A 21,294-nucleotide genomic window follows, 5' to 3' on the forward strand; every position below is an offset into this window, starting at 1 on the left:
ACCCGCGCCTGGGCAACGCTCGGTGCCGGACCACACCAGGTCCGGCGCCGAGCATTGTCATGATCAGGCGCTGATCCGGCGCCCGGTCACCGTCCCGGTGCCGGACTGGATGACGTGAGTGTCACTGTTCGGCGCGAACACCGTGAACTGGTACCTCGCCGTCAGCTTCCCGTGCGACACCGAGCCCCGCGCCCGCACCCGGGCAGTAGGCCCGACCGACTGCCCCGGGCCGCCGGCGTTCCCGGTCCAGAAGGTCGCCTGGAACGACTTGCCCTTCGACGCCCAGGTCCCAGTGAACGGCGGTCCGGCCGGGCTGATGTCGTGCGACAGGAACACGTCACCGCCGCTGAAACTCAGGACCAACCGGATCTTGGCCGTCGTGCCGTCGTCCTGCCGTGTGCACAACCAGCTGCCCGTCGGGCCGTTGCCGCTGTCCGCCATCGCCGGTGCGGCCGTAGCCAGGCCGGCGACCGCGACACCACCCGCGGCCATTCCCGCGCCCCTCAGCGCCTGCCGGCGCCCGATCGCGTTCTCACTCATCAATTCCTCCCCCTGTGAGCCGCTATTGCCCTCCACGCTGCCCCTGATTCCGACGCGGAGGCAACGGCTCGGGCCGCACGGTGACTGACATAGGTTTGGTGGTGACTGACCGGATCGAGGATCGGACGCCCCATGCGAATCCCCAGGCGAATCACTGTGTTCCATCCCGGCGCCATGGGCTCGCAGCTCGCCGCGCAGTTGGTGGCTGCCGGACACGAGGTGCACTGGGTCCCGGACGGCCGCAGTGAGGCAACGAAGACCCGCGCCGACGAAGCCGGCCTGATCGGTACGCCGTTCGCGGACGCGATCGCACTGGCCGACGTCGTCCTCTGCTCGTGTGCTCCACAAGGCGCGGTGGACATCGCGAAGCAGGTCGGCGCCGCGGGCTTCCGCGGGACCTACGTTGAGGCGAACCCGCTGTCCCCCATCTCCCTGCGCGAAGCCCAGGCCGCCGTACCGGATGCGAGTTTCGTCGACGCCGGCGTGGTCGGCCCGCCTCCGACCGGTGGGCCCAGCCCGACGCATCTGATGTTGTCGGGCGCGCAGGCGGAGGACGTCGCCGGTTTGTGGGCCGGCACGGCGGTCACCCCGATGGTGGTCGGGTCCGAGCCCGGTGCTGCCAGTGCGGCGAAGTCGTCGTACGCGCTCTACAACAAGGGCAAGGCGGCGCTGGCGGTGCTCGCGTTCCAGTTGGCCGAGAAGCACGGCGTGACGGATGCGCTCACGGCGCAGCAGGTGCGGGCGGATGCCGGTTCGCTGCAGGATCCGGAGCTTCCCGAGCGGTTGCGCAGCGTGGCGTGGCGCTGGGGCCCGGAATTCGACGAGCTCGCCGAGACCCTCGACGACGCGGGCCTCGAAGGCGACGCGGCCCGTGCGCTGCGCCAGGTGTGGACCAAACTCACCTGATCCCGTAGTCCTCGATCACGAACGGCGGAATCAGGTCCACGATCCGGCCGAACAGGAACGCCGCCTCGGCGACCGCCGGCACGGTCCAGTAACCGAGCCCCCAGGTGACGAGCGCGCGCCCCTCGATCCGCCATTGCACATAGGGGAATCGGTCGGTCAGGAGCTCCATCAACTGCGGGTTGACCACAGCGCTCGCGTACCGCGGATCGTCCGCCTCGACCGTGAACTGCTGGTTGAACCGTGTGCTTTCGAACTCCTGGCTCGCCACCAGCGGGTTCTTCTGCAGGACCGCGAGCGGAGGCAGCGCACACGGCAGGTCGTACGCGATCACGTGACACTTGGCCGCGGTCGCCGTACTGCTCGCGCTGTAGGTGAAATCGAGCGCCCGGATCCCTTGGCCCGCGACCATCCGCTCGGCGGATCCCTGCCCGGAGTACAACTGCTCGGCGATCCCCGCCAGCCAGGGATCGGTCGGCGCCGGGTGCCAGCCGTGCCCCGCCGCGGCCCGCAGCCGCTCGTCGAGGAAGGTACGGCGACGGTGCAGCGACCGCAGGTACAGCAACAGAAGCCCGACCGCGATCAGGCAGAGAACAACGATCGTGACGATCATCGGTACGTCGGTTGCCCGTAGTCACGCAGGACGAACGGCGGGAGCAGCTCGATGAACCGTGTCATCGCCTCGGCCCGGGCGAGGACGTCCGGCACCTCGAACGCACCCTGGCCCCAGCTGACCAACGCGTTCCCGGCGATCATCCACTCCAGGCCGGGGTTCAGCATCACGCACTCCATCATGCGCGGGTGCATGACCGCCGACCCGTACCGGTCGTCGTCGCACTCGACCCGGAAGCGCTCGTTGAACTCCGCGTTCTCCAGTTCGAGGTCGTGGCCGCGGAACATCCGCCGCAGGCCGGTCTCGTGCATCACCGTCATCGACGGCAGCGCGACCGGGAGGTTCAGGGCAACGAACTGCACGGTGTGCGACGTCTGTGTCTTCCCGTTGCTGGTCACATAGGTGTAGTCGAACACGCACAGTCCGCGATCCCGGAACTCCCCGGCGTACGCCGCCGCGACCTCACCGTTCGACGGGAAGAGCGTGCCCGCGACCTGCACCAGCCACTGGTTCGGCGGGACCAGTTGCCAGCCGACCGCCGCCACCTGCGAGGCCCGCCGCATCGCCGCCTCCTTGCGCCGTCGCTGCGACCAGACCACCAGCCAGATCACGCCGCAGAGCGTGACTACCGGGATGAGCAGGACCAGCGCCGCCAGGAAGGAAATCACCCCGGCAACGTATCGAAGAGGTGGTCCGCCAGCGTCGGGGAAAACCGGTCACCGGGTACGCCGTCGCGCACGGGACAAAGCACCTGCGGCGTACGGATTTCCCGTCTGGCCGCGCTCGTGGGTAGACTGTTTTGGTTGCCTCGGCGAGGGACGCCCCCCGAGAGTTGTTGGGCGCGGCTCCGTGATCGACGCGGTGGTTCGTTGCCTGACGCCTTCTCCGGGGTCAGCAGGCGCCCGCTGAGGTTGCAGCCGAGTTCCACCCAGACAACAGATCACCGCAACGCTTTTGAGGAGTTCAGTCGTGGCCGAGGTCAAGATCCAAGCCGAATCGCGTACGGAGTTCGGCAAGGGGGCTGCCCGCCGAATCCGCCGGGAGAACAAAGTTCCCGCCGTCCTCTACGGCCACGGCAGTGACCCGGTGCACATCACGCTGCCCGGTCACGACACCATGCTGGCCCTGAAGACCGCGAACGCCCTGCTGATGATCGAGGTCGAGGGCGGCGAGTCGCACCTGGCGCTGCCGAAGCAGGTCCAGCGCGACCCGATCAAGGGCTTCATCGAGCACGTCGACCTGGTCATCGTCCGCCGTGGCGAGAAGGTTCAGGTCGACATCGCGGTCCACCTCGAGGGCGAGGCCGTCAGCGACGCCCTGGTCGTCCTGGAAGCCCAGAGCATCCTGGTCGAGGCCGAGGCGACCCACATTCCGGACGGCGTCACCGTCTCCATCGAGGGCCTCGAGGTCGGCGCGCAGATCCACGCCTCCGACCTGACCCTGCCGACCGGGACCACGCTGGCGATCGAACCGGACACCCTGATCGTGAACATCACCGCCCAGCAGACCGCCGAGCAGGCCGAGGCGGAGCTGGCCGAGGCGGAGGCCGAGGCCGGCATCGAGCGCGACGAGCCGGAGACCGCGGAGCCGGTGGCCGCCGCGGCCGAGTAACCTCTGCCGCAGCACATACCTTCTGGAGGGCCGGGATCCGTGGCGGACGACGTGTGGTTGGTCGTCGGACTGGGGAATCCCGGCCCTTCCTATGCCCGCACCCGGCACAACATCGGGCACCTGGTGGCCGACGAGCTGGCCGCTCGGACCGGCGGCAAGTGGAAGCAGAGCAAGCAGGTCAAGGCCGAGGTGATCGAGACCCGGATCAGCGGCCTGCGGACGGTGCTGGCCAAGCCCCGCGCGTACATGAACGAATCCGGCGGACCGGTCTCCGGGCTGCTGAAGTTCTTCAAGCTTGACCCGACCAATCTGGTGGTCGTGCACGACGAGCTGGACATCGACTTCGGCGTCCTGCGGTGCAAGTTCGGCGGTGGCGACAACGGCCACAACGGGCTCAAGTCGCTGCGGAAGTCGCTTGGCACCGGTGAGTACTATCGAGTTCGGTTCGGTGTGGGTCGTCCGCCGGGCCGCCAGGCACCGGCTGACTTCGTGCTGAACGAGTTCTCCTCGACCGAACGCAAGGATCTTCCGTTCGCCGTCGACCGGACCGCGGACGCGGTGGAGTGCCTCATGACCGACGGCCTCGACGCGACCCAAGGGCGGTACAACTCGTGAAGCTGAGCGGTCTCGTAGAGACGCTGATCACCGACAAGGTGGTCGCCGAGGCTGTTCGTGACGCCCGCGGGGACGCCGTCACGACCCTCGACCTGAGCGCGCCGATGCCGGTCCGCCCGGTGCTACTCGCCGCCCTGGCCGCGCAGCAGCACGGCGCCGATCGCCCGGTGCTCGCGGTCACCGCCACCTTCCGCGAGGCCGAGGAGCTCACCGAGGCGCTGCAGTGCCTGGTCGACGAGCCCGGTTCGGTCGCCTACTACCCGGCCTGGGAGACGCTCCCGCACGAGCGCCTGTCGCCGCGCTCCGACACGGTCGGCCGGCGGCTCGCCGTACTGCGGAGACTCGCGCACCCGGATCCGTCCGACGAGACCACCGGCCCGATCAAGATCCTGGTCGCGCCGGTGCGATCGGTGTTGCAGCCGCAGGTCGCCGGGCTGGCGGACCTGAAGCCGGTGCAGTTGCACGTCGGCGACACCGTCGAGCTCGAGGACGTCGTCGAGCGGCTCGCCGCGGCGGCGTACCACCGGGTCGACCTGGTCGAGCGGCGCGGTGAGTTCGCGGTCCGCGGCGGCATCATCGACGTCTTCCCACCGACCGAGGAGCACCCGCTGCGGGTGGACTTCTTCGGCGACGACGTGGAGGAGATCCGGTACTTCGCGGTCGCCGACCAGCGCTCGCTGGAGATCGCCGAGCACGGACTGTGGGCGCCGCCCTGTCGTGAGCTGCTGCTGACCGACGAGGTGCGCGCCCGGGCCGCCGAACTGGCGAAGGAACACCCCGAGCTGGCCGAGCTGTTCGAGAAGCTCGCCGAGGGGCATGCCGTCGAGGGTATGGAGTCGCTCGCGCCGGTGCTCGTCGACGACATGGAGCTGCTGGTCGACCTGATGCCGGCCGGTACGCACGTGGTGGTCAGCGACCCCGAGCGGGTCCGGGCCCGGGCGCATGACCTGGTCGCGACCAGCCAGGAGTTCCTGGAGGCGTCGTGGGCCGCGGCTGCCGGTGGTGGCGAGGCTCCGATCGACCTGGGCGCGGCGGCGTACATGTCGCTCGGCGACGTCCGGTCGCAGGCGCTGACCCGGGGCCTGGCCTGGTGGAGCCTGTCGCCGTTCGCGGCGGCGCCGGTCGACGACACCGCGGAACTGCGGGACTCGATGGGCGAGCGGGTCGCGTTCGACATCGACACGGAGTCCGGAGCGGTCACCAGCCGTCAGCTGGCGGTGCGCGAGGTTGATCCGTACCTCGGTCAGACCGCCGCGGCCATCGAGGACATCCGGGGCTGGCTGCGTGACGGCTGGCGCGTCGTCGCCGTCACCGAGGGCCACGGTCCCGCGCAACGGCTGGCCGAGGTGCTGGCCGAGGCCGAGCTCGCGGCGCGGGTGGTCGAGGGCATCGAGGAGATCCCCGAGCCCGGCGTCGTGCAGATCTCGCAGGGCCAGCTGGATCACGGGTTCATTGCCGAGGGCATCAAGTTCGCGGTACTCACCGAGAACGACCTGGCCGGCCAGCGCTCGGCGGCCGAACGCCGTTCCCAGCAACGGATGCCGTCGCGCCGCAAGAAGACCATCGACCCGCTCGAGCTGCAGCCCGGCGACCACGTCGTGCACGAGCAGCACGGCGTCGGCCGGTACGTCGAGATGATGCAGCGCACCGTCGGCTCGGGCAGCCAGAAGGCCACCCGCGAGTACGTCGTGATCGAGTTCGCGCCGAGCAAGCGCGGCCAACCGGGCGACCGGCTGTACGTGCCGACCGACCAGCTCGACCAGGTCACCCGGTACGTCGGTGGCGAGCAGCCGACCCTGGACAAGATGGGCGGCGGCGACTGGGCCAAGCGCAAGGGCCGCGCCCGCAAGGCCGTCCGCCAGATCGCCGGCGAGCTGATCAAGCTGTACGCCGCCCGCCAGGCGACCAAGGGGCACGCGTTCGCCAAGGACACCCCGTGGCAGCGTGAGCTCGAGGACGCGTTCCCGTTCGTGGAGACGCCCGACCAGCTGTCCACCATCGACGACGTGAAGCACGACATGGAGCGCGTCATGCCGATGGACCGGATCGTCTGCGGTGACGTCGGCTACGGCAAGACCGAGATCGCGGTCCGCGCGGCCTTCAAGGCGGTGCAGGACGGCAAGCAGGTCGCCGTACTGGTGCCGACGACGCTGCTCGTGCAGCAGCACTACGCGACCTTCGCCGAGCGGTACGCCGCGTTCCCGGTGAACGTCGCGCCGCTGTCGCGGTTCCAGACCGACAAGGAGGCCAAGGAGACCGTCAACGGTCTGGCCGACGGGTCGATCGACGTGGTGATCGGGACGCACCGGCTGTTCAGTGGCGAGGTCGCGTTCAAGGATCTCGGGCTGGTGATCGTCGACGAGGAGCAGCGGTTCGGCGTCGAGCACAAGGAGCAGCTGAAGCGGCTGCGTACCGCGGTCGACGTACTGACGATGTCCGCGACGCCGATCCCGCGAACGCTGGAGATGTCGATCACCGGTATCCGCGAGATGTCCACGATCGCGACCCCGCCGGAGGAACGGCACCCGGTGCTGACCTTCGTCGGCGCGTACGACGAGCACCAGGTGACCGCGGCGATCCGGCGCGAGCTGCTCCGTGAGGGCCAGGTCTTCGTCGTCCACAACCGGGTGAACACGATCGAGAAGGCGGCCGCCCGGATCCGCCAGCTCGTGCCGGAGGCGCGCGTGACGGTCGCGCACGGCCAGATGCCGGAGCATCACCTCGAGCAGGTGATCCAGGGTTTCTGGGAGAAGCAGTCCGACGTGATCGTGTGTACGACGATCGTCGAGTCCGGGATCGACATCTCGAACGCGAACACGATGATCGTGGAACGGTCCGACCTGCTCGGCCTGTCCCAGCTGCACCAGCTCCGCGGCCGCGTCGGCCGGGGCCGGGAGCGCGCGTACGCGTACTTCTTCTTCCCGCCCGAGAAGCCGCTCACCGAGACCGCGCACGACCGGCTGGCGACGATCGCCCAGCACGCCGACCTCGGCGGCGGTATGGCGGTCGCGATGAAGGACCTGGAGATCCGCGGCGCGGGCAACCTGCTCGGTGGCGAGCAGTCCGGGCACATCGCGGACGTCGGCTTCGACCTGTACGTCCGGCTGGTCGGCGAGGCGGTCGCGGAGTACCGCGGTGACACCCAGGCCGAGGAGCCCGAGGTCAAGATCGAGCTGCCGATCGACGCGCACCTCCCACACGACTACATCCCGTCGCAGCGGCTGCGGCTGGAGATGTACCAGCGGCTCGCGGCCGTCCGCGACGAGGAAGGCATCGCCGAGCTGGTCGAGGAGCTGCACGACCGGTACGGCGACATTCCGCAGGCGGTGCTGAACCTGATTGAGGTGGCGAAGTTCCGCAACCACGCCCGCCGGGCGGGGCTGCACGACGTCACACTGCAGGGAAACATGATCCGTTTCGGGCCGGTCGAGCTGCCCGACTCGAAGGTGCTCAGGCTCAACAGGCTGTACCCGAAGAGTCTGGTGAAGCCGCAACTGCATACCATTCTGGTGCCGAGACCTGCGACCAGGCAGATCGGTGGGCAGCCGCTGCGTGACCAGGAGCTGCTGCAGTGGTGCACCCGGTTGATCGACGACGTGATCGCCGAACCTATCGTGGTGCCGGCGTGAAACCCTTGAAGAGATACGAGGAGATTCGGTGAGCACACGGCTTCGGGCACTCGGTACGGTGGCAGCGATCGTGCTGCTGACCGGTGGATGCGCGGCGGGTACCCACCCGGGTGCGGCGGCCGTCGTCGGCAGCACCGAGATCAGCATCAGCGACGTCGACCAGACCTCGCGGGCGGTCACCACGGCCCTCGGGCAGAACTTCAACGCGAACGCCGCGCTGAACACGCTGGTCAGCAACGCGCTGACCGCGGAGGTGCAGCAGGAGAAGTCGATCTCGGTCAGCCCCGCGGAGACCAGCGAGGCGGCCCGGGCCGCGGTCGGCGGCGACGAGGCGGCGTTCCAGAAGTTCCAGAGCGACCCGCTCACCCGGGACTTCCTGAACGCGGTCGGGACCTCCTCGGTCGTCACCGTGAAGCTCGCCGGTGGCTCGATCCAGGACCTGCAGAACCAGACCAAGCTGCAGCAGGGCGTGCTCGCGCTCCGGGAGGCGGCGAAGAGCATCGACGTGACCGTCGCGCCGCGGTTCGGCAAGTGGACCGACGGCACCTTGGACACCAGCATCTCCGGGTCGCTGTCCCAGGAGTCCCCGCAGACCGCCGCCAAGCGCAAGGCCGCCGAGAACGCCGCGCAACAGCAGCAGGGCCAGGGCTGATTGCGGATGCCTGACCAGCCCGCCGGCGGGATCAAGGTCGTCCTCACGAGTCCTCGCGTCGCTCCCGGGCTGCTGACCCGCGCGACCTGGCAGGCGCTCGAAGCGGCCGACGAGATCGGCGCCGCGGGCGGTCCGGACCGGCCCGACGTCCAGGCCGTGATTGGTTCCGGTCTGGTCGTCACGCAGGTCGAGTCCGGGGTCGCCGCCGCCTGGACGTGGTTGTCCGCTGCGGCGGCCGAAGGGCGACAAGTCGTCTGGCTGACCGGTGACGACGGCGAGCCGGGCCTGCTCCGCGTCGTGTCCGACGAGCTGGTCCGCGAGCCGTCGTACGCGGTGGAGATTCTGCACGGGTCGTACGACGTGCCTGGCGCGCGGCTGATCGATCTGGTGCGCGTGATGGATCGCCTGCGGCGGAACTGCCCGTGGGACCAGGAGCAGACGCACGAGAGCCTCGCGAAGTACCTGCTCGAGGAGACGTACGAGACGCTCGAGGCGATCGACACCGGGGACCGGGAGCACCTGCGCGAGGAGCTGGGGGACCTGTTGCTGCAGGTCGCGTTCCACTCCCGGGTCGCGGAGGACGATCCCGACGAGGGCTTCACGATCGACGACGTGGCCGGCGGCATCGTCGAGAAGCTGATCCGGCGGCACCCGCACGTCTTCGGCACGGTCGACGCCAAGGACGCGGCCGCGGTCGAGGCGAACTGGGAGTCGATCAAGGCCGCCGAGAAGCAGCGTTCCTCCGTTCTCGAGGGCATCCCGCTGGCCCTCCCGGCGCTGGCCCTGGCCGACAAGGTCCTCGGCCGCGCTGCCAAGGTCCTTCCGGCGGAACCGCCCGTCGCCGGTGATTCGGACGTCGGCGAGCAGCTCCTGGAGATCGTTCGCGAGGCCCGCGCCCGCGGCATCGACGCCGAACAGGCGCTCCGCACCGCGATCACCGCCCTCACCGACGAGATCCGGGCCGCCGAAGCTGACCGCTAGCGGGTTGTTTCACCGATGACGCGTTGCAGGGCGCCAGCGGTGAAATAGCCCGCCATCGGGAAATTCAGCGGCGCCCCGAGCCGTCGGCTGACAGGGTGTGGGGATGGACGTCGCCGAGGTACTGCGGGAGCACTGGGGGCTGACGCCGTCGTCGGTTGAGCCGCTCGAGGGTGGGATGGGGTCGTTCACCTGGGCGGCGGCCGGTGCTGGGTGGCGGGTGGTGGTCAAGACGGTCGACGGGCGCGACAACGGGTTCGCGCCGGGGCTGGAGCTCGCCGAGCGGCTCGACCGTGTCGGTGTGACGACCGGCCGGCCGCTGCGGAGTTCAGCGGGCCGGATCGCCGAGCGGGTCGACGGTCGTGTGGTCGGCGTGCTCGAGTTCGTCGACGGTACACCCCTCGGCCGCGCCGAGGCTGATCAGCGGGCCATCGGGGGTCTGCTCGGGCAGGTGCACGAGTTGTCGGCGCGGGAGCCTGGCGACCTGGAGTCCTGGCTCGGGATCGTCACTGACTGGGGGGACTACCTGGACTTCGAGCCCTGGATCCGTCCCGCCTGCGAGGCTGCCGTCTCGGACGCGCTCGCGCTCGACGACCTGTCCTGGTCCGGCCTGCACGGCGACCCGGCGGCCGAAGCCTTCCTGCGGCAGCCGGACGGCGGACTCGCGCTCATCGACTGGGGCGCCGCCATGCACGGCCCGATCCTGTACGACGTCGCGTCGGCGGTGATGTACAACGGCTCAGCCCACATCGTCCCCTCGTACGTTGCCAGACGCCCCGATCTGGCCGACGAAGTGCACCGCGGGCTCGACACCTTTCTCCGGGTTCGGTACGCCGTACAAGCGGCGTACTTCGCCTGGCGCTGCACCGAGGACGTCCGCGTCGGCATCACCTCGCCGGCCGAGAACCAGAAGGGCCTCGCGGACGCCCGTCGCTCGTTCGGGCTGTAGGCGGACTGCACCAGATCGGGCTCAGCCATGGTTTTCTGACCGATTCGTGGCGAGAATGACGCCCACCTTAGTCGCGGGAAGGAGGAACAATGAAGAAGCTGATCGTGATGGCCGGACTGGCGATCCTGGCCCTGGGCGGCGTCGCCACCCCAGCAGCCGCATCCAGTGCGGCGCCAGAATGCAATGTCCTCGTGACGTGGTGCTGAGCGACACCACGAAGCGTTAGCTGTACATCTATCCGGCGCGGGCCGCCCGTTCGGCCCGCAGGTCACCGAGCACCGCCACCTCTGTCGCTCTCCACTCCCTGAAGAGGTAGCGGTGCGGCACCACCGCGCTGATCGCGGCGATCACATCCGCCTTGTCATCGACAAAGTGCGTGATCCCAAGCTCCGCACAGTGCACGGCTTTCTCCGGCCGCCGCAAACAGAACCGCACGTTGCCGGCCGGTACGCCGGTCCGCTCGAAGAAGCGGTGATGCCGCAACCATTCGAGCGACCGCTGCTGGATCCGCGGCCCGCACTTCGACACCAGCCACGCCTCGTCGAACAGCGGCACCAACCGCGCGATCGCCTCGAAAGCCCCTGGTACGGCGGGAGTTCGCAGCATCGCCGCGGTGTCGCCGGAGAAGAACGCCGTGTCGCCGGGACCGGATGATCCGTCGATGATCACGCGCCCGATGTCGATTCCCAATCTCTTCATACCTTCAGCCTGCGCGCTTGAGCTATCGGGGAGAACTAGTTCTTATCGACATAGCTATAGTTTGTGGTGATGGAACTGGTGGCGGAGGATCTGCGGGCGTTTGTGGTGTTCGCGGTGGAGCGGAACTTCACGTGGGCGGCTGCGGAGCTGCACGTGAGTCAGCCCGCGTTGCATGCCCGGATCCGCAAGCTGGAAACGCGGCTCGGCACCAAGCTGTACGTGAAGGTCGGCCGGCAGTTGCAGCTGACCGAGGCGGGGGAGCGGCTCGCTGCCTTTGCCAACGACAGTCGCGACCGCGCAGCCGACTTCCTGCGCACGCTCGACGCCGCACCGCCCCGACCGCTCGTCCTGATCGCGGGCTCGGGCACCTACCTGTATCTGCTCGGCGACGCGCTCAAGCGCGTACTCAGCCGCGGACACGAGCTCCGCCTGCGGACCGGCGACGCAACAGCGACCCTGGCCGCGGTCCGGGACGGCTCGGCCGACATCGGCGTCACCGCGCTCGGCATCCCACCGGACGATCTCGACTGCACGCTGCTCACCCAGGCCCCACAAGTGCTGATCACTCCGAAGAGTCACCGTCTGGCGGGGCGGCGCACGGTACGGCTGAAAGACCTGCAGGACGAAGCACTCGTCGTACCGCCGAAGGATCGCCCGCACCGGCAGCAGCTCGAGCGGAGCATGCTGGACCAAGGCCTGCGCTGGTCCGTCGCCGTGGAGGCGGAAGGGTGGGAACTGCTGGTCCACTTCGTCCGTCTCGGAATAGGACCGGCCGTCGTCAACGGCTCGGTCAAGACCACGAGCACGGTCCGGAAGATCCCGGTCAAGGACCTCCCACCGGTGCGGTACTACGTGATCTCGCGACCGGACCGCGACGAGCGGGTGGACGAATTCAGGAGGGCGCTGGCGTGAGCCGTGACAGCCGAGCGATCTCCCGCCTGCTCCGCCACACGGCAGGTGAGCGCGGGCTCACGATGAGTACGGATGGGTGGGCAACGATCTCCGACGTACTCACGCTGCTCAGCCTGAGCCGTGACCGGTTGGACGTCGCTGTGCGTGAGAACGACAAACATCGGTTACAGGTGGACGGAGACCGGATCCGAGCGTGTCAGGGGCATTCACTGGCGGGGATGCCCGTGACACGTGAAGGGTTGGAGAACAGTTGGGAACGGGTATATCCCGACGATCTCCTGTGGCACGGCACGAATCGCGTCGCGCTGCTCGCAATCCAGCGGGAGGGGCTCAACGCGGGACGCCGTACCCACGTGCATCTGGCGCCGTCGAAGGACAGTCCGGTCGGGCGGCGGACGAGCGTAGAAGTCTTGCTGGGCGTGGATTGCGCGGATTTGGCGGTCTATCGGGCGCCCAACGGAGTGTTACTGACGCGCGAGGTACCTGCGGATGCGATTGTTAGGGTCGACGCGGTCCACTGAGCCTGCTGGTCTGGGGACTAGGCTCAGGAGCGATTCGTCATCGAGAATTTGGGAGTCAATGTGGCCACCATCGAGGCCGTCGGCGCGCGCGAGATCCTCGACTCGCGCGGCAACCCCACTGTCGAGGTCGAGGTTCTGCTCGACGACGACACCGTCGCCCGCGCGGCCGTCCCGTCGGGCGCGTCCACCGGCCAGTTCGAGGCTGTCGAGCTGCGCGACGGCGACAAGGAGCGGTACAGCGGCAAGGGCGTGCAGAAGGCCGTCACCGCGATCCTCGAGGACATCGACAAGGAGATCGTCGGGTACGACGTCCACGAGCAGCGCCTGATCGACCACGCGCTCCTCGACCTGGACGGCACCCCGAACAAGGCCAAGCTGGGCGCGAACGCCATCCTCGGCGTCAGCCTGGCGGTCGCGAAGGCCGCCGCGGACAGCTCCGGCCTGCCGCTGTTCCGCTACGTCGGCGGCCCGAACGCGCACGTCCTGCCGGTGCCGATGATGAATATCCTCAACGGCGGCGCGCACGCGGACAGCAACGTCGACGTGCAGGAGTTCATGATCGCCCCGATCGGCGCGGCGACGTACGGCGAGGCCCTGATGCAGGGCGCGGGCGTCTACCACGCGCTGAAGGCGGTGCTGAAGGAGCGCGGCCTGTCCACCGGCCTGGGTGACGAGGGCGGTTTCGCCCCGAGCCTGCCGAGCAACCGCGACGCGCTCGACCTGATCATCACCGCGATCGAGAAGGCCGGTCTGCAGGCCGGCAAGGACATCGCGCTGGCGATGGACGTCGCGGCGAGCGAGTTCCACACCGACGGCGTGTACGCGTTCGAGGGCGGCAAGAAGTCCGCCGACGAGATGATCGCCTACTACGCCGACCTGGTGGCGTCGTACCCGATCGTGTCGATCGAGGACCCGCTGAACGAGGAGGACTGGGAGGGCTGGAAGGGCCTGACCGGTCAGCTCGGCGACAAGATCCAGATCGTCGGCGACGACCTGTTCGTCACCAACGTGGAGCGGCTGCAGCGCGGTATCACCGAGAAGTCGGCGAACAGCCTGCTGGTCAAGGTGAACCAGATCGGCTCGCTGACCGAGACCCTGGACGCCGTCGACCTGGCGCACCGCAACGGGTTCACCTGCATGATGAGCCACCGTTCCGGCGAGACCGAGGACACCACGATCGCCGACCTCGCGGTCGCGACCAACTGTGGCCAGATCAAGTCCGGCGCCCCGGCCCGGTCCGACCGCACCGCGAAGTACAACCAGCTGCTCCGGATCGAGGAGGAGCTCGACGACGCGGCGACGTACGCCGGTCGCTCGGCCTTCCCGCGCTTCCAGGGCTGACGACTGCGTCTGATTTTTGGGAGGTTCAGGTATGCCGTCCCGTCGGGATTCCGGTGCACGCCCCGGCTCGCGTCCGTCGAGCCGGAACCAGTCGCGTCCACCGGCCCGGCGGGGCGACCAGCCGAAGCGCCGTACGGCGGGTCCGCAGGCCGGACCGGAGCGCACCCGCGGGTCCCGCAACCTGACCGGCCGCGCGGCCGTCGTACTGCTGGTGCTGGGGGCGCTGATCGTGTCCTACGCGCAGAGCCTGCGGGTCTGGTTCGACCAGCACCAGCAGATCAGCGCGCTGAACCAGGAGATCGCCGACCGGCAGAAGCGGGTCGGCGAACTGAACGACGAGATCGCCCGCTGGGACGACGACGCCTACGTGAAGGCGCAGGCGCGGCAGCGGCTCGGCTGGGTGATGCCCGGCGAGGTCGGGTACCGCGTGATCGGCGCGGACGGGAAACCGGTCGGCGCCCCGCCGGAGCCGTCGACGCCCGCGGACGGTACGACGAACACGCAGCAGCCGACCTGGTACACCAAGCTCTGGGGGAGCGTGGAGGGCGCCGGGAAGCCACCCGCGCCGGTGACGCCGCCGACCGCGGCGAAGCCCACCCCGCTACCGATCCTGACGCCGTCACCTAAGGTAACCAGGTGACCGTCAGCTCCGCCGATCAAGAAGCAGTCAGCCAGCAGCTGGGCCGGACCGCCCGCGGCATCCGATCCATCGCGCACCGCTGCAGCTGCGGCCTGCCCGACGTGGTCGAGACCGAGCCCCGGCTCCCCGACGGTACGCCGTTCCCCACGACGTACTACGTCACCTGCCCCCGGCTCGCGTCCGCGATCGGCACTCTCGAGTCCTCCGGGATGATGAAGGAGATGACCGACCGGCTCGCCGAGGACGAGGACCTCGCCGCCCGCTACCGGGCCGCGCACGAGGCGTACCTCGAGCACCGCGAGTCGATCGAACACGTCGAGGAGATCGCCGGCATCACCGCCGGCGGCATGCCGAACCGGGTGAAGTGCCTGCACGTCCTGGTCGGCCACTCCCTGGCGGCCGGCCCCGGCGTGAACCCCCTCGGCGACGAGGCCCTGGAGGCGCTCGACGACTGGGGCCGCCGAGGCCCCTGTGTCTGAGCTCGGGGCGTCGGTCCAGCGGCGGGCGGCGGTGCGAGTTGCGGCGATCGACTGCGGGACGAACTCGATCCGCCTGCTCATCGCCGACCTGAGCGACGGGGAACTCGTCGAGGTCGATCGCCGGATGACGATCGTCCGCCTCGGCGAGGGAGTGGACGCCACCGGGGCGTTCGCGCCCGCCGCGTTGGAGCGCGTGTTCGCCGCCGGTGACGAGTTCGCCGAGGTCATCCGCGCGTCGGGTGCCACTCGGGTCCGCTTCGTCGCCACCTCGGCGGCCCGGGACGTGCGCAACCGCGACGAGTTCCTCGCGGGCATCCGCGACCGGCTCGGCGTCGATCCCGAGATCATCTCCGGCGAGGAAGAGGCCGAACTCAGCTTCCGCGGCGCCACCACCTCGCTCGACCTGCCCGCGCCGTACCTGGTCGCGGATATCGGCGGCGGCTCGACGGAGCTCGTCCTTGGTGACGCCAACGGGGTGATCGCGGCGCAGTCCCTCGACATCGGCTCCGTCCGCCTCACCGAGCGCCACGTCAGGACCGACCCGACCACCCCGGCGGAACTCGCCGCGATCACTCGCGACATCGATGCGCTCCTCGACGCCACCAAGGTCCCGCTCGCCGAGGCCCGCAGCCTGATCGCGGTCGCCGGCACCGCGACCACCGTCGCGGCGGTCGCGCTGGAGCTTCCGGAGTACGACCGGACCGCCGTACACCACTCCCGCCTCACCGCCGACCAGTTGCGCGCCACCACAAGCTGGCTCACCACGTCGACGCGCGCGGACCGCGGCATTCCCGCGATTCACCCCGGCCGGGTGGATGTCATCGGTGCCGGCGCCCTCATCCTCCAACGCCTCGCGGACCGCCTGCCCATCGACACCCTGACCGTCTCGGAACACGACATCCTCGACGGCACCGCCCTCTCGCTGGCCTAACCCGCACCATCCACACCCCAAAGCCTGAACAGGAAGCCGGGTCCAGCCACAGGCAATAACCTGTCCAAGCCCACCGGAACCTGTGTAACCACCCCGACGCTGGCCCAGGATCCGGTGTCCACCCGGTGCCCTGGCGCGCTGCAGCGCCCCGGCCCGCCTTGCCTCGTCCTGCCCCCGCCCCGCCCCGGACTTCCGCCCCGGACTTCCGCCCCGGACTTCCGCCCCGGACTTCCGCCCCGGACTTCCGCCCCGGCGGCGGTTGGGGTGTGCGGGGTTAGCGGGTACGGACGCCGTCCAGCGCGATCGTGAGGACTCGGTCGCGTTGGTCCTGGTCGACGAAGCCGGCTGCGGTCAGACCGCTGACCATCCGGAGCAGGTCGTCGAACGACACGTCCTTACGGGCCTCGCCGGCCTCTTGCGCGCGTTCGAACAGTGGCGTCCCGGCGGCGTACATCGCCGCGCGGGCGGCCTTGAAGCTCTCGGTCTCGCGGTTCAGGGACTCCCAGATCGCGCGCTTGGTCGCGGCGTACCCGAAGAAGCGGTGCAGCCAGGTGGTCAGTGCCTCCCACGGCGGCAGTTCCGCGACGTCCTCGGCGGCGATGCACAGCTCCTCGATCTCGCCGAAGTAGACCGCGTTGAGCAGGTCCTGGCGGTTCGGGAAGTTGCGGTACAGGGTGCCGATCCCGACGCCGGCCTGGCGGGCGATGTCCTCGAGGGACGCGTCGACGCCTTTCGACGCGAACGCGTCCCGGGCGGCGGCGAGCAGGGCGTCGAAGTTCCGCCGCGCGTCCGCCCGTTGCGGCCGCCGGACGTCGACCCGCAGCGCGGGCCTGCTCTGATCGCTCACCATTCGCTCACCTTAGCCAGTTGTTACCGGAGGCTTGCCTCCGCTATAGTGGAGGCACACCTCGACTTTAGCAGGCCGGGGAACTCTCACGCCGGGGTCCCGGCGCGCAAACCTCCGTTCTGAAGGACTTCTGCATGCCTGTCATCAGGTCTGGAAACCCGCGGCTGACCCTGGCGGTGCTCGCCACGGTGGTCGCCTCGTTCTCGATGTTGCAGTCGCTGGTGAGCCCGGCGCTGCCCGTCATCCAGCACGACCTGCACACCACCCCGAGCACGGTCACCTGGGTCTTCACCGCGTTGCTGCTCTCGGTCTCGGTCGCGACGCCGCTGCTCGGCCGGATCGGCGACATGGTCGGCAAGGAGCGCACGCTGTTCATCGCGCTGGTCGCGCTCGCGATCGGCTGCCTGATCGCCGCGCTCGCGCCGAATGTCGGCGTACTGATCGCCGCCCGCGTCTTCCAGGGCGTCGGCGGTGCCGTGTTCCCGTTGTCGTTCGGGATCATCCGGGACGAGTTCCCGGCCGAGCGGGTGCCGTCGGTCGTCGGCGTCGTGTCGGCGATCATCGCGGCCGGCGGCGGTCTCGGCATCGTGCTGGCCGGCCCGATCGTCGAAGGGCTCGGCTGGCGCTGGTTGTTCTGGATCCCGATGATCGTGGTCGCGCTGTCGACCTTGGTGGTACGGCGCTACGTCGCCGAGTCCCCGAACCGGGTCCCGGGCCGCATCGACTGGGTCGCCGCCACGCTGCTGTCCGGCTGGCTGATCGCGCTGCTGCTCCCGTTGAGCGCCGGCCGTTCGTGGGGCTGGGGCTCGTTCCGGACCCTCGGTCTGCTCGCCGCCGCGGTCGTGCTGTTCGCCTCCTGGATCACGGTCGAGCTGCGGTCGCGGAACCCGCTGATCGACATGCGCATGATGCGCGTGCCCGCGGTCTGGACCACGAACCTGGTCGCGCTGCTGTTCGGCGCCGCGATGTTCGCCGTCTACGCCTTCGTGCCGCAGTTCATGCAGATCCCGAAGGCGGCTGGTTTCGGCTTTGGGTCGAGCGTGACGCAGGCCGGTCTGTTGATGCTGCCGATGCTGGTCACGATGGCCATCACCGGGTCGGTGAGCGGTCCGCTCGCGCCGCGGTTCAGCGCGAAGGCGCAGGTCGTCTGGGGCTCCGCGCTGAACCTGGTCGCCGCGCTGCTGTTCGCGGAGTTCCACGATCACCCGTGGCAGGTCGCACTCTCGACCGCCCTGTTCGGCACCGGTCTGGGCCTCGCCTACGCCTCCATGACCAGCCTGATCGTCCAGAACGTGCCCCGCGAGCAGACCGGCGCCGCGACCGGCATGAACGCCAACATCCGCACCATCGGCGGCTCGATCGGCACGGCCCTCGCCAGCTCCATCATCACCGCCCACACCCAGCCGAGCGGCCTACCCGCCGAGTCCGGCTTCACCAACACGTTCCTCCTGCTCTCCGCCTTCGCCGCCGCAGCCGTCGTACTGGCGCTGGCCATCCCCGGCAAACGCCGTACGTCGCTCCCACCCGCAGCCGCCGTACCGAACCCCCGCGAGGAGGAACTCGCCGCCTGATCACCCTCTGCTGGGAAACAATTGGTCACCAGGCGGCAAAAAGTTTCCCACCAGCCAGCGGTACGACGGCAACCACGTGGGTGGCGTGGTGAGCTTAGGCTGACCGGATGGAGCTTCCGCACCCGTTGACCGGTGAGTTGTTCGACAGCCCGGTGCCGCCCGGAACCGGGTGGCCGGAGGATCCCGCCGTACGCCGTACTCGGGTGGCTCACGATGCCCCTGAGGTCGTCCGGCTCGCGGCGACCGACGACCTGGCGGAACTGGAGGCCCGGGTCTCGGTCTGCCACGCCTGCCCACGGCTCGTCGACTGGCGCGAAGAGGTCGCCGTCGGCAAACGCAAGTCCTTCGCCGATCAACCGTACTGGGGCCGCCCGATCCCCGGCTGGGGCGATCCCGCGCCGCGGATCGTGATCGCCGGCCTGGCCCCGGCGGCCAACGGCGGCAACCGCACCGGCCGGGTCTTCACCGGCGACCGCTCCGGCGACTGGATCTTCGCCAGCCTGTACCGCGTGGGCCTGGCGAACCAGCCCACCAGCGAGCACGCGGGCGACGGCCTCCACCTGACCGGCACCCGGATGATCGCCGCAGTCCGCTGCGCCCCACCGGCCAACAAGCCGACCCCGACCGAACGCGACACCTGCAGCCCCTGGTTCCGCCGCGAACTCGAACTGGTCCTACCCACCACCCAGGCCATCGTCTGCCTGGGCAAGTTCGGGTACGACGCCCTGCTCGCCGGCCTCGCCGCACTCGGCGCGACCATCCCCAGACCGCGCCCCAAGTTCGGCCACGCCGTGGAGCACCGGATCTCAACCCCGCAAGGTGAAGTCACCGTCCTCGGCTGTTTCCACCCCAGCCAGCAGAACACGTTCACCGGCAAACTCACCGCACCCATGATGGACGCAGTCCTGAACCGCGCGAAGTCGCTCGCGGGTCTCTGAAAGTCGCTTTTGTCGGGTGTCTGCTAGTCGGGGGTGACGATGCTGAAGTTCGGGTCGCCGGGGTCGAGCAGGCCGAAGAGCCGGCCGAGGACTGTCGCGTCACCGGCGACCTTGACGCCGGCCGCGGCCAGCTGACCCGGATCGGTCGTCTGCTGGGCGAGAACCGGCAGCGCCGCGCGAGGCATGCTCAGCGTCGCGTCGGCCGCTCCGCGTTGTGGAGCCGAGCTGTAGCTGAGGACGCCGTTGGACAGGCTGAGCCGATAGCGCTCGTCGAGATCGTCGAAGGCGACGTCGACCGTCAGCGTCTCGTCCCAGGCGCGTGGTCCGTCGATCTGGATCGCGAGGGCGTCGAACAGCATCGACGGGCTGAGATTCGCGATGATGTCGAGCGCGGCGGTCTGCGCCGGCGTACCGAAGTTTCCCTCGCGCAGCTCGGTCGCACCGGACAGGTAGAAGTTGCGCCAGGTGCCGTTCTCGCAGCCGTAGCCGAGCTGTTCGTAGGTGTCGGCGAGCAAGGCGCGGGCCTCGGCGTGGTCCGGCTCCGCGAACACGACGTGGTTGACCACCTCCGCGACCCAGCGGAAGTCGCCCTGGTCGAACGACGACTTGGCCTTGGCCACGACAGCGTCGGCTCCGCCCATGAACTCGACGTACCGCTTGGCGGCTTCGATGGGTGGGTGCCGCCAGAGCTCGGCGGGGTTGCCGTTGAACCAGCCCATGTAGCGCTGGTAGATCGCCTTCACGTTGTGGCTGACCGAGCCGTAGTAGCCGCGCGCGTGCCAGGCGTTCTCCAAGGCGGGCGGGAGCTGGAGCTGTTCGGCGATCTCGGCACCGGTCAGTCCCTGGTTCAGCATCCGCAGCGTCTGGTCGTGCAGATAGGCGTACAGGTCGCGCTGCAGCCTCAGGAAGCCGACCGCTCGCTCGTTGCCCCAGGTGGGCCAGTGATGAGAGGCGAAGACGACCTCGAGGTCCGCGCCGAACAGGTCGATGGTCTCGGTGAGATAGCGGGACCAGCCGTGTGGGTCGCGGACCAGCGCGCCGCGCAGCGTGAGCAGGTTGTGCAGCGTGTGGGTGGCGTCCTCGGCGGCGCACAGTGCCTTGCGATCGGGGAAGTAGATGAGCATCTCCGCGGGCGCTTCGGTGTCGGGTGCCATCTGGAACGTCATCCGGATCCCGTCCACGGTCTCCTCGTGGCCGGTGGTGGAGACGAAGTCGGTCGGCGCGATCAGCGTGACCGTCCCGGTCGAGGTGGTCTGGCCGAGCCCGGCGCCCACTTGCCCGCGCGGCCCGCGCGCCAGCGCAGCGCCGTACATGTATCCGGCCCGTCGGGCCATGGCCGTGCCTGCGTAGACGTTCTCGGAGACGGCGTGTTCGGTGAAACCCTCCGGTGCGATGATCCGTACGCGACCGGCGGTCACGTCCTCCTGGGTGACCACGCCCTTCACGCCGCCGAAGTGATCGACGTGCGAGTGGGTGTAGACGACCGCGTGGACGGGACGGTCACCGCGGTGTTCGCGGTACAGGGCGAGCGCGGCGGCGGCCGTCTCGGACGAGATCAGCGGATCGATGACGAGCAGCCCGGTGTCGCCTTCGACGAACGTGATGTTCGAAAGGTCGAGCCCGCGGACCTGGTAGATGCCCTCGACCACCTCGAAGAGCCCTTGCCGCGCGACGAGTTGGGACTGCCGCCACAGACTCGGGTGCACCGAGTCGGGCGCCTCGCCGGTCAGGAAGCCGTACGAGTCGTTGTCCCACAGCACGTCGCCGCCGGTGGACCGCACGATGCCTGGACGCAGCTCGGCGATCAGGCCCCGAGAGGTCGCGTCGAAGTCGGCGGTGTCGGACATCGGCAGGTCCGCCAATGCGGCCCGGTGTTGCTCGCGAACGGCGGCGCTGGCCTCACGTGGGGTCGTCATCCCCGCATC

At 69.4% G+C, this 21,294-nt stretch carries 21 protein-coding genes; 15 read left to right on the plus strand and 6 right to left on the minus strand.

Features of this window, described 5'->3' with window-relative positions:
• Window positions 1–63: 63 nt before the first annotated feature.
• Window positions 64–540, minus strand: coding sequence for a hypothetical protein (locus ACWGID_RS22925; RefSeq protein WP_452199596.1), 477 nt, complete (start codon window positions 538–540; stop codon window positions 64–66).
• Window positions 541–672: 132 nt separating this feature from the next.
• Here ACWGID_RS22925 and ACWGID_RS22930 point away from each other — a divergent pair, with 132 nt between their 5' ends.
• Complete coding sequence (locus ACWGID_RS22930) at window positions 673–1,446, plus strand: DUF1932 domain-containing protein (RefSeq protein ID WP_452199598.1); 774 nt, start codon at window positions 673–675, stop codon at window positions 1,444–1,446.
• Here ACWGID_RS22930 and ACWGID_RS22935 read toward each other — a convergent pair.
• Together ACWGID_RS22935 and ACWGID_RS22940 are read right to left on the minus strand one after the other, a co-directional pair.
• A complete protein-coding gene (locus tag ACWGID_RS22935; RefSeq protein WP_452199600.1) occupies window positions 1,439–2,056 on the minus strand; it encodes a hypothetical protein in 618 nt (205 codons plus the stop codon). The two genes, ACWGID_RS22930 and ACWGID_RS22935, sit on opposite strands and share 8 nt — an antisense overlap.
• A complete protein-coding gene (locus tag ACWGID_RS22940) occupies window positions 2,053–2,724 on the minus strand; it encodes a DUF3137 domain-containing protein (protein WP_452199602.1) in 672 nt (223 codons plus the stop codon). Before ACWGID_RS22940 ends, ACWGID_RS22935 begins: the two co-directional genes overlap by 4 nt.
• 301 nt (window positions 2,725–3,025) lie before the next feature.
• On the opposite strand from ACWGID_RS22940, the gene ACWGID_RS22945 reads away from it, so the two are divergent.
• The 6 genes from ACWGID_RS22945 to ACWGID_RS22970 all read left to right on the plus strand — a co-directional run bounded on the left by ACWGID_RS22945 (window position 3,026) and on the right by ACWGID_RS22970 (window position 10,490).
• On the plus strand, window positions 3,026–3,667 hold the full coding sequence (locus tag ACWGID_RS22945) for a 50S ribosomal protein L25/general stress protein Ctc (protein ID WP_452199604.1): 642 nt from the start codon (window positions 3,026–3,028) through the stop codon (window positions 3,665–3,667).
• 39 nt (window positions 3,668–3,706) lie between these two features.
• The gene (gene pth, locus ACWGID_RS22950; protein WP_452199606.1) at window positions 3,707–4,282 is read left to right on the plus strand and encodes an aminoacyl-tRNA hydrolase; all 576 of its coding nucleotides are present in this window, start codon (window positions 3,707–3,709) and stop codon (window positions 4,280–4,282) included.
• Window positions 4,279–7,911: a transcription-repair coupling factor gene (gene mfd, locus ACWGID_RS22955; protein WP_452199608.1), complete on the plus strand. Its 3,633-nt coding sequence runs from the start codon at window positions 4,279–4,281 to the stop codon at window positions 7,909–7,911. Before pth ends, mfd begins: the two co-directional genes overlap by 4 nt.
• A gap of 28 nt (window positions 7,912–7,939) precedes the next feature.
• Window positions 7,940–8,563 (plus strand): hypothetical protein, encoded by a 624-nt coding sequence (locus tag ACWGID_RS22960; RefSeq protein ID WP_452199610.1) that lies wholly within the window; start codon window positions 7,940–7,942, stop codon window positions 8,561–8,563.
• Window positions 8,564–8,569: 6 nt separating this feature from the next.
• Window positions 8,570–9,544 (plus strand): MazG family protein, encoded by a 975-nt coding sequence (locus ACWGID_RS22965; protein WP_452199612.1) that lies wholly within the window; start codon window positions 8,570–8,572, stop codon window positions 9,542–9,544.
• A 103-nt stretch (window positions 9,545–9,647) separates the two neighbouring features.
• Window positions 9,648–10,490 (plus strand): phosphotransferase enzyme family protein, encoded by an 843-nt coding sequence (locus ACWGID_RS22970; protein WP_452199614.1) that lies wholly within the window; start codon window positions 9,648–9,650, stop codon window positions 10,488–10,490.
• Window positions 10,491–10,724: 234 nt separating this feature from the next.
• Here ACWGID_RS22970 and ACWGID_RS22975 read toward each other — a convergent pair whose 3' ends face one another.
• Window positions 10,725–11,189, minus strand: a complete 465-nt coding sequence (locus ACWGID_RS22975) for a hypothetical protein (RefSeq protein ID WP_452199615.1) — start codon at window positions 11,187–11,189, stop codon at window positions 10,725–10,727.
• A gap of 69 nt (window positions 11,190–11,258) precedes the next feature.
• On the opposite strand from ACWGID_RS22975, the gene ACWGID_RS22980 reads away from it, so the two are divergent.
• The 6 genes from ACWGID_RS22980 to ACWGID_RS23005 are packed head-to-tail and all read left to right on the plus strand — an operon-like array spanning window position 11,259 to window position 16,013.
• Window positions 11,259–12,101, plus strand: a complete 843-nt coding sequence (locus tag ACWGID_RS22980) for a LysR family transcriptional regulator (protein ID WP_452199617.1) — start codon at window positions 11,259–11,261, stop codon at window positions 12,099–12,101.
• Window positions 12,098–12,622: an RNA 2'-phosphotransferase gene (locus ACWGID_RS22985; RefSeq protein ID WP_452199619.1), complete on the plus strand. Its 525-nt coding sequence runs from the start codon at window positions 12,098–12,100 to the stop codon at window positions 12,620–12,622. The genes ACWGID_RS22980 and ACWGID_RS22985 overlap by 4 nt, the downstream gene beginning before the upstream one ends.
• 60 nt (window positions 12,623–12,682) lie before the next feature.
• Window positions 12,683–13,963, plus strand: a complete 1,281-nt coding sequence (gene eno / locus ACWGID_RS22990) for a phosphopyruvate hydratase (protein ID WP_452199621.1) — start codon at window positions 12,683–12,685, stop codon at window positions 13,961–13,963.
• A gap of 31 nt (window positions 13,964–13,994) precedes the next feature.
• Window positions 13,995–14,603 carry an FtsB family cell division protein gene (locus ACWGID_RS22995; protein WP_452199623.1) on the plus strand — a complete coding sequence of 203 codons (609 nt, stop codon included), beginning with the start codon at window positions 13,995–13,997 and terminating at the stop codon, window positions 14,601–14,603.
• The gene (locus ACWGID_RS23000) at window positions 14,600–15,082 is read left to right on the plus strand and encodes a DUF501 domain-containing protein (protein ID WP_452199625.1); all 483 of its coding nucleotides are present in this window, start codon (window positions 14,600–14,602) and stop codon (window positions 15,080–15,082) included. The genes ACWGID_RS22995 and ACWGID_RS23000 overlap by 4 nt, the downstream gene beginning before the upstream one ends.
• Window positions 15,075–16,013, plus strand: coding sequence for a Ppx/GppA phosphatase family protein (locus ACWGID_RS23005; RefSeq protein ID WP_452199627.1), 939 nt, complete (start codon window positions 15,075–15,077; stop codon window positions 16,011–16,013). The genes ACWGID_RS23000 and ACWGID_RS23005 overlap by 8 nt, the downstream gene beginning before the upstream one ends.
• A gap of 274 nt (window positions 16,014–16,287) precedes the next feature.
• Here ACWGID_RS23005 and ACWGID_RS23010 read toward each other — a convergent pair whose 3' ends face one another.
• On the minus strand, window positions 16,288–16,863 hold the full coding sequence (locus ACWGID_RS23010; protein WP_452199629.1) for a TetR/AcrR family transcriptional regulator: 576 nt from the start codon (window positions 16,861–16,863) through the stop codon (window positions 16,288–16,290).
• 131 nt (window positions 16,864–16,994) lie between these two features.
• On the opposite strand from ACWGID_RS23010, the gene ACWGID_RS23015 reads away from it, so the two are divergent.
• Together ACWGID_RS23015 and ACWGID_RS23020 are read left to right on the plus strand one after the other, a co-directional pair.
• Complete coding sequence (locus ACWGID_RS23015; RefSeq protein WP_452199631.1) at window positions 16,995–18,431, plus strand: MFS transporter; 1,437 nt, start codon at window positions 16,995–16,997, stop codon at window positions 18,429–18,431.
• Window positions 18,432–18,538: 107 nt separating this feature from the next.
• Window positions 18,539–19,369, plus strand: coding sequence for a uracil-DNA glycosylase (locus ACWGID_RS23020; RefSeq protein ID WP_452199633.1), 831 nt, complete (start codon window positions 18,539–18,541; stop codon window positions 19,367–19,369).
• A gap of 23 nt (window positions 19,370–19,392) precedes the next feature.
• Here the strand turns inward: ACWGID_RS23020 and ACWGID_RS23025 are convergent, their stop codons facing one another.
• Window positions 19,393–21,285 carry an alkyl/aryl-sulfatase gene (locus tag ACWGID_RS23025; protein WP_452199635.1) on the minus strand — a complete coding sequence of 631 codons (1,893 nt, stop codon included), beginning with the start codon at window positions 21,283–21,285 and terminating at the stop codon, window positions 19,393–19,395.
• Window positions 21,286–21,294 lie beyond the last annotated feature (9 nt).

The organism is Kribbella sp. NPDC054772 (assembly GCF_053611945.1).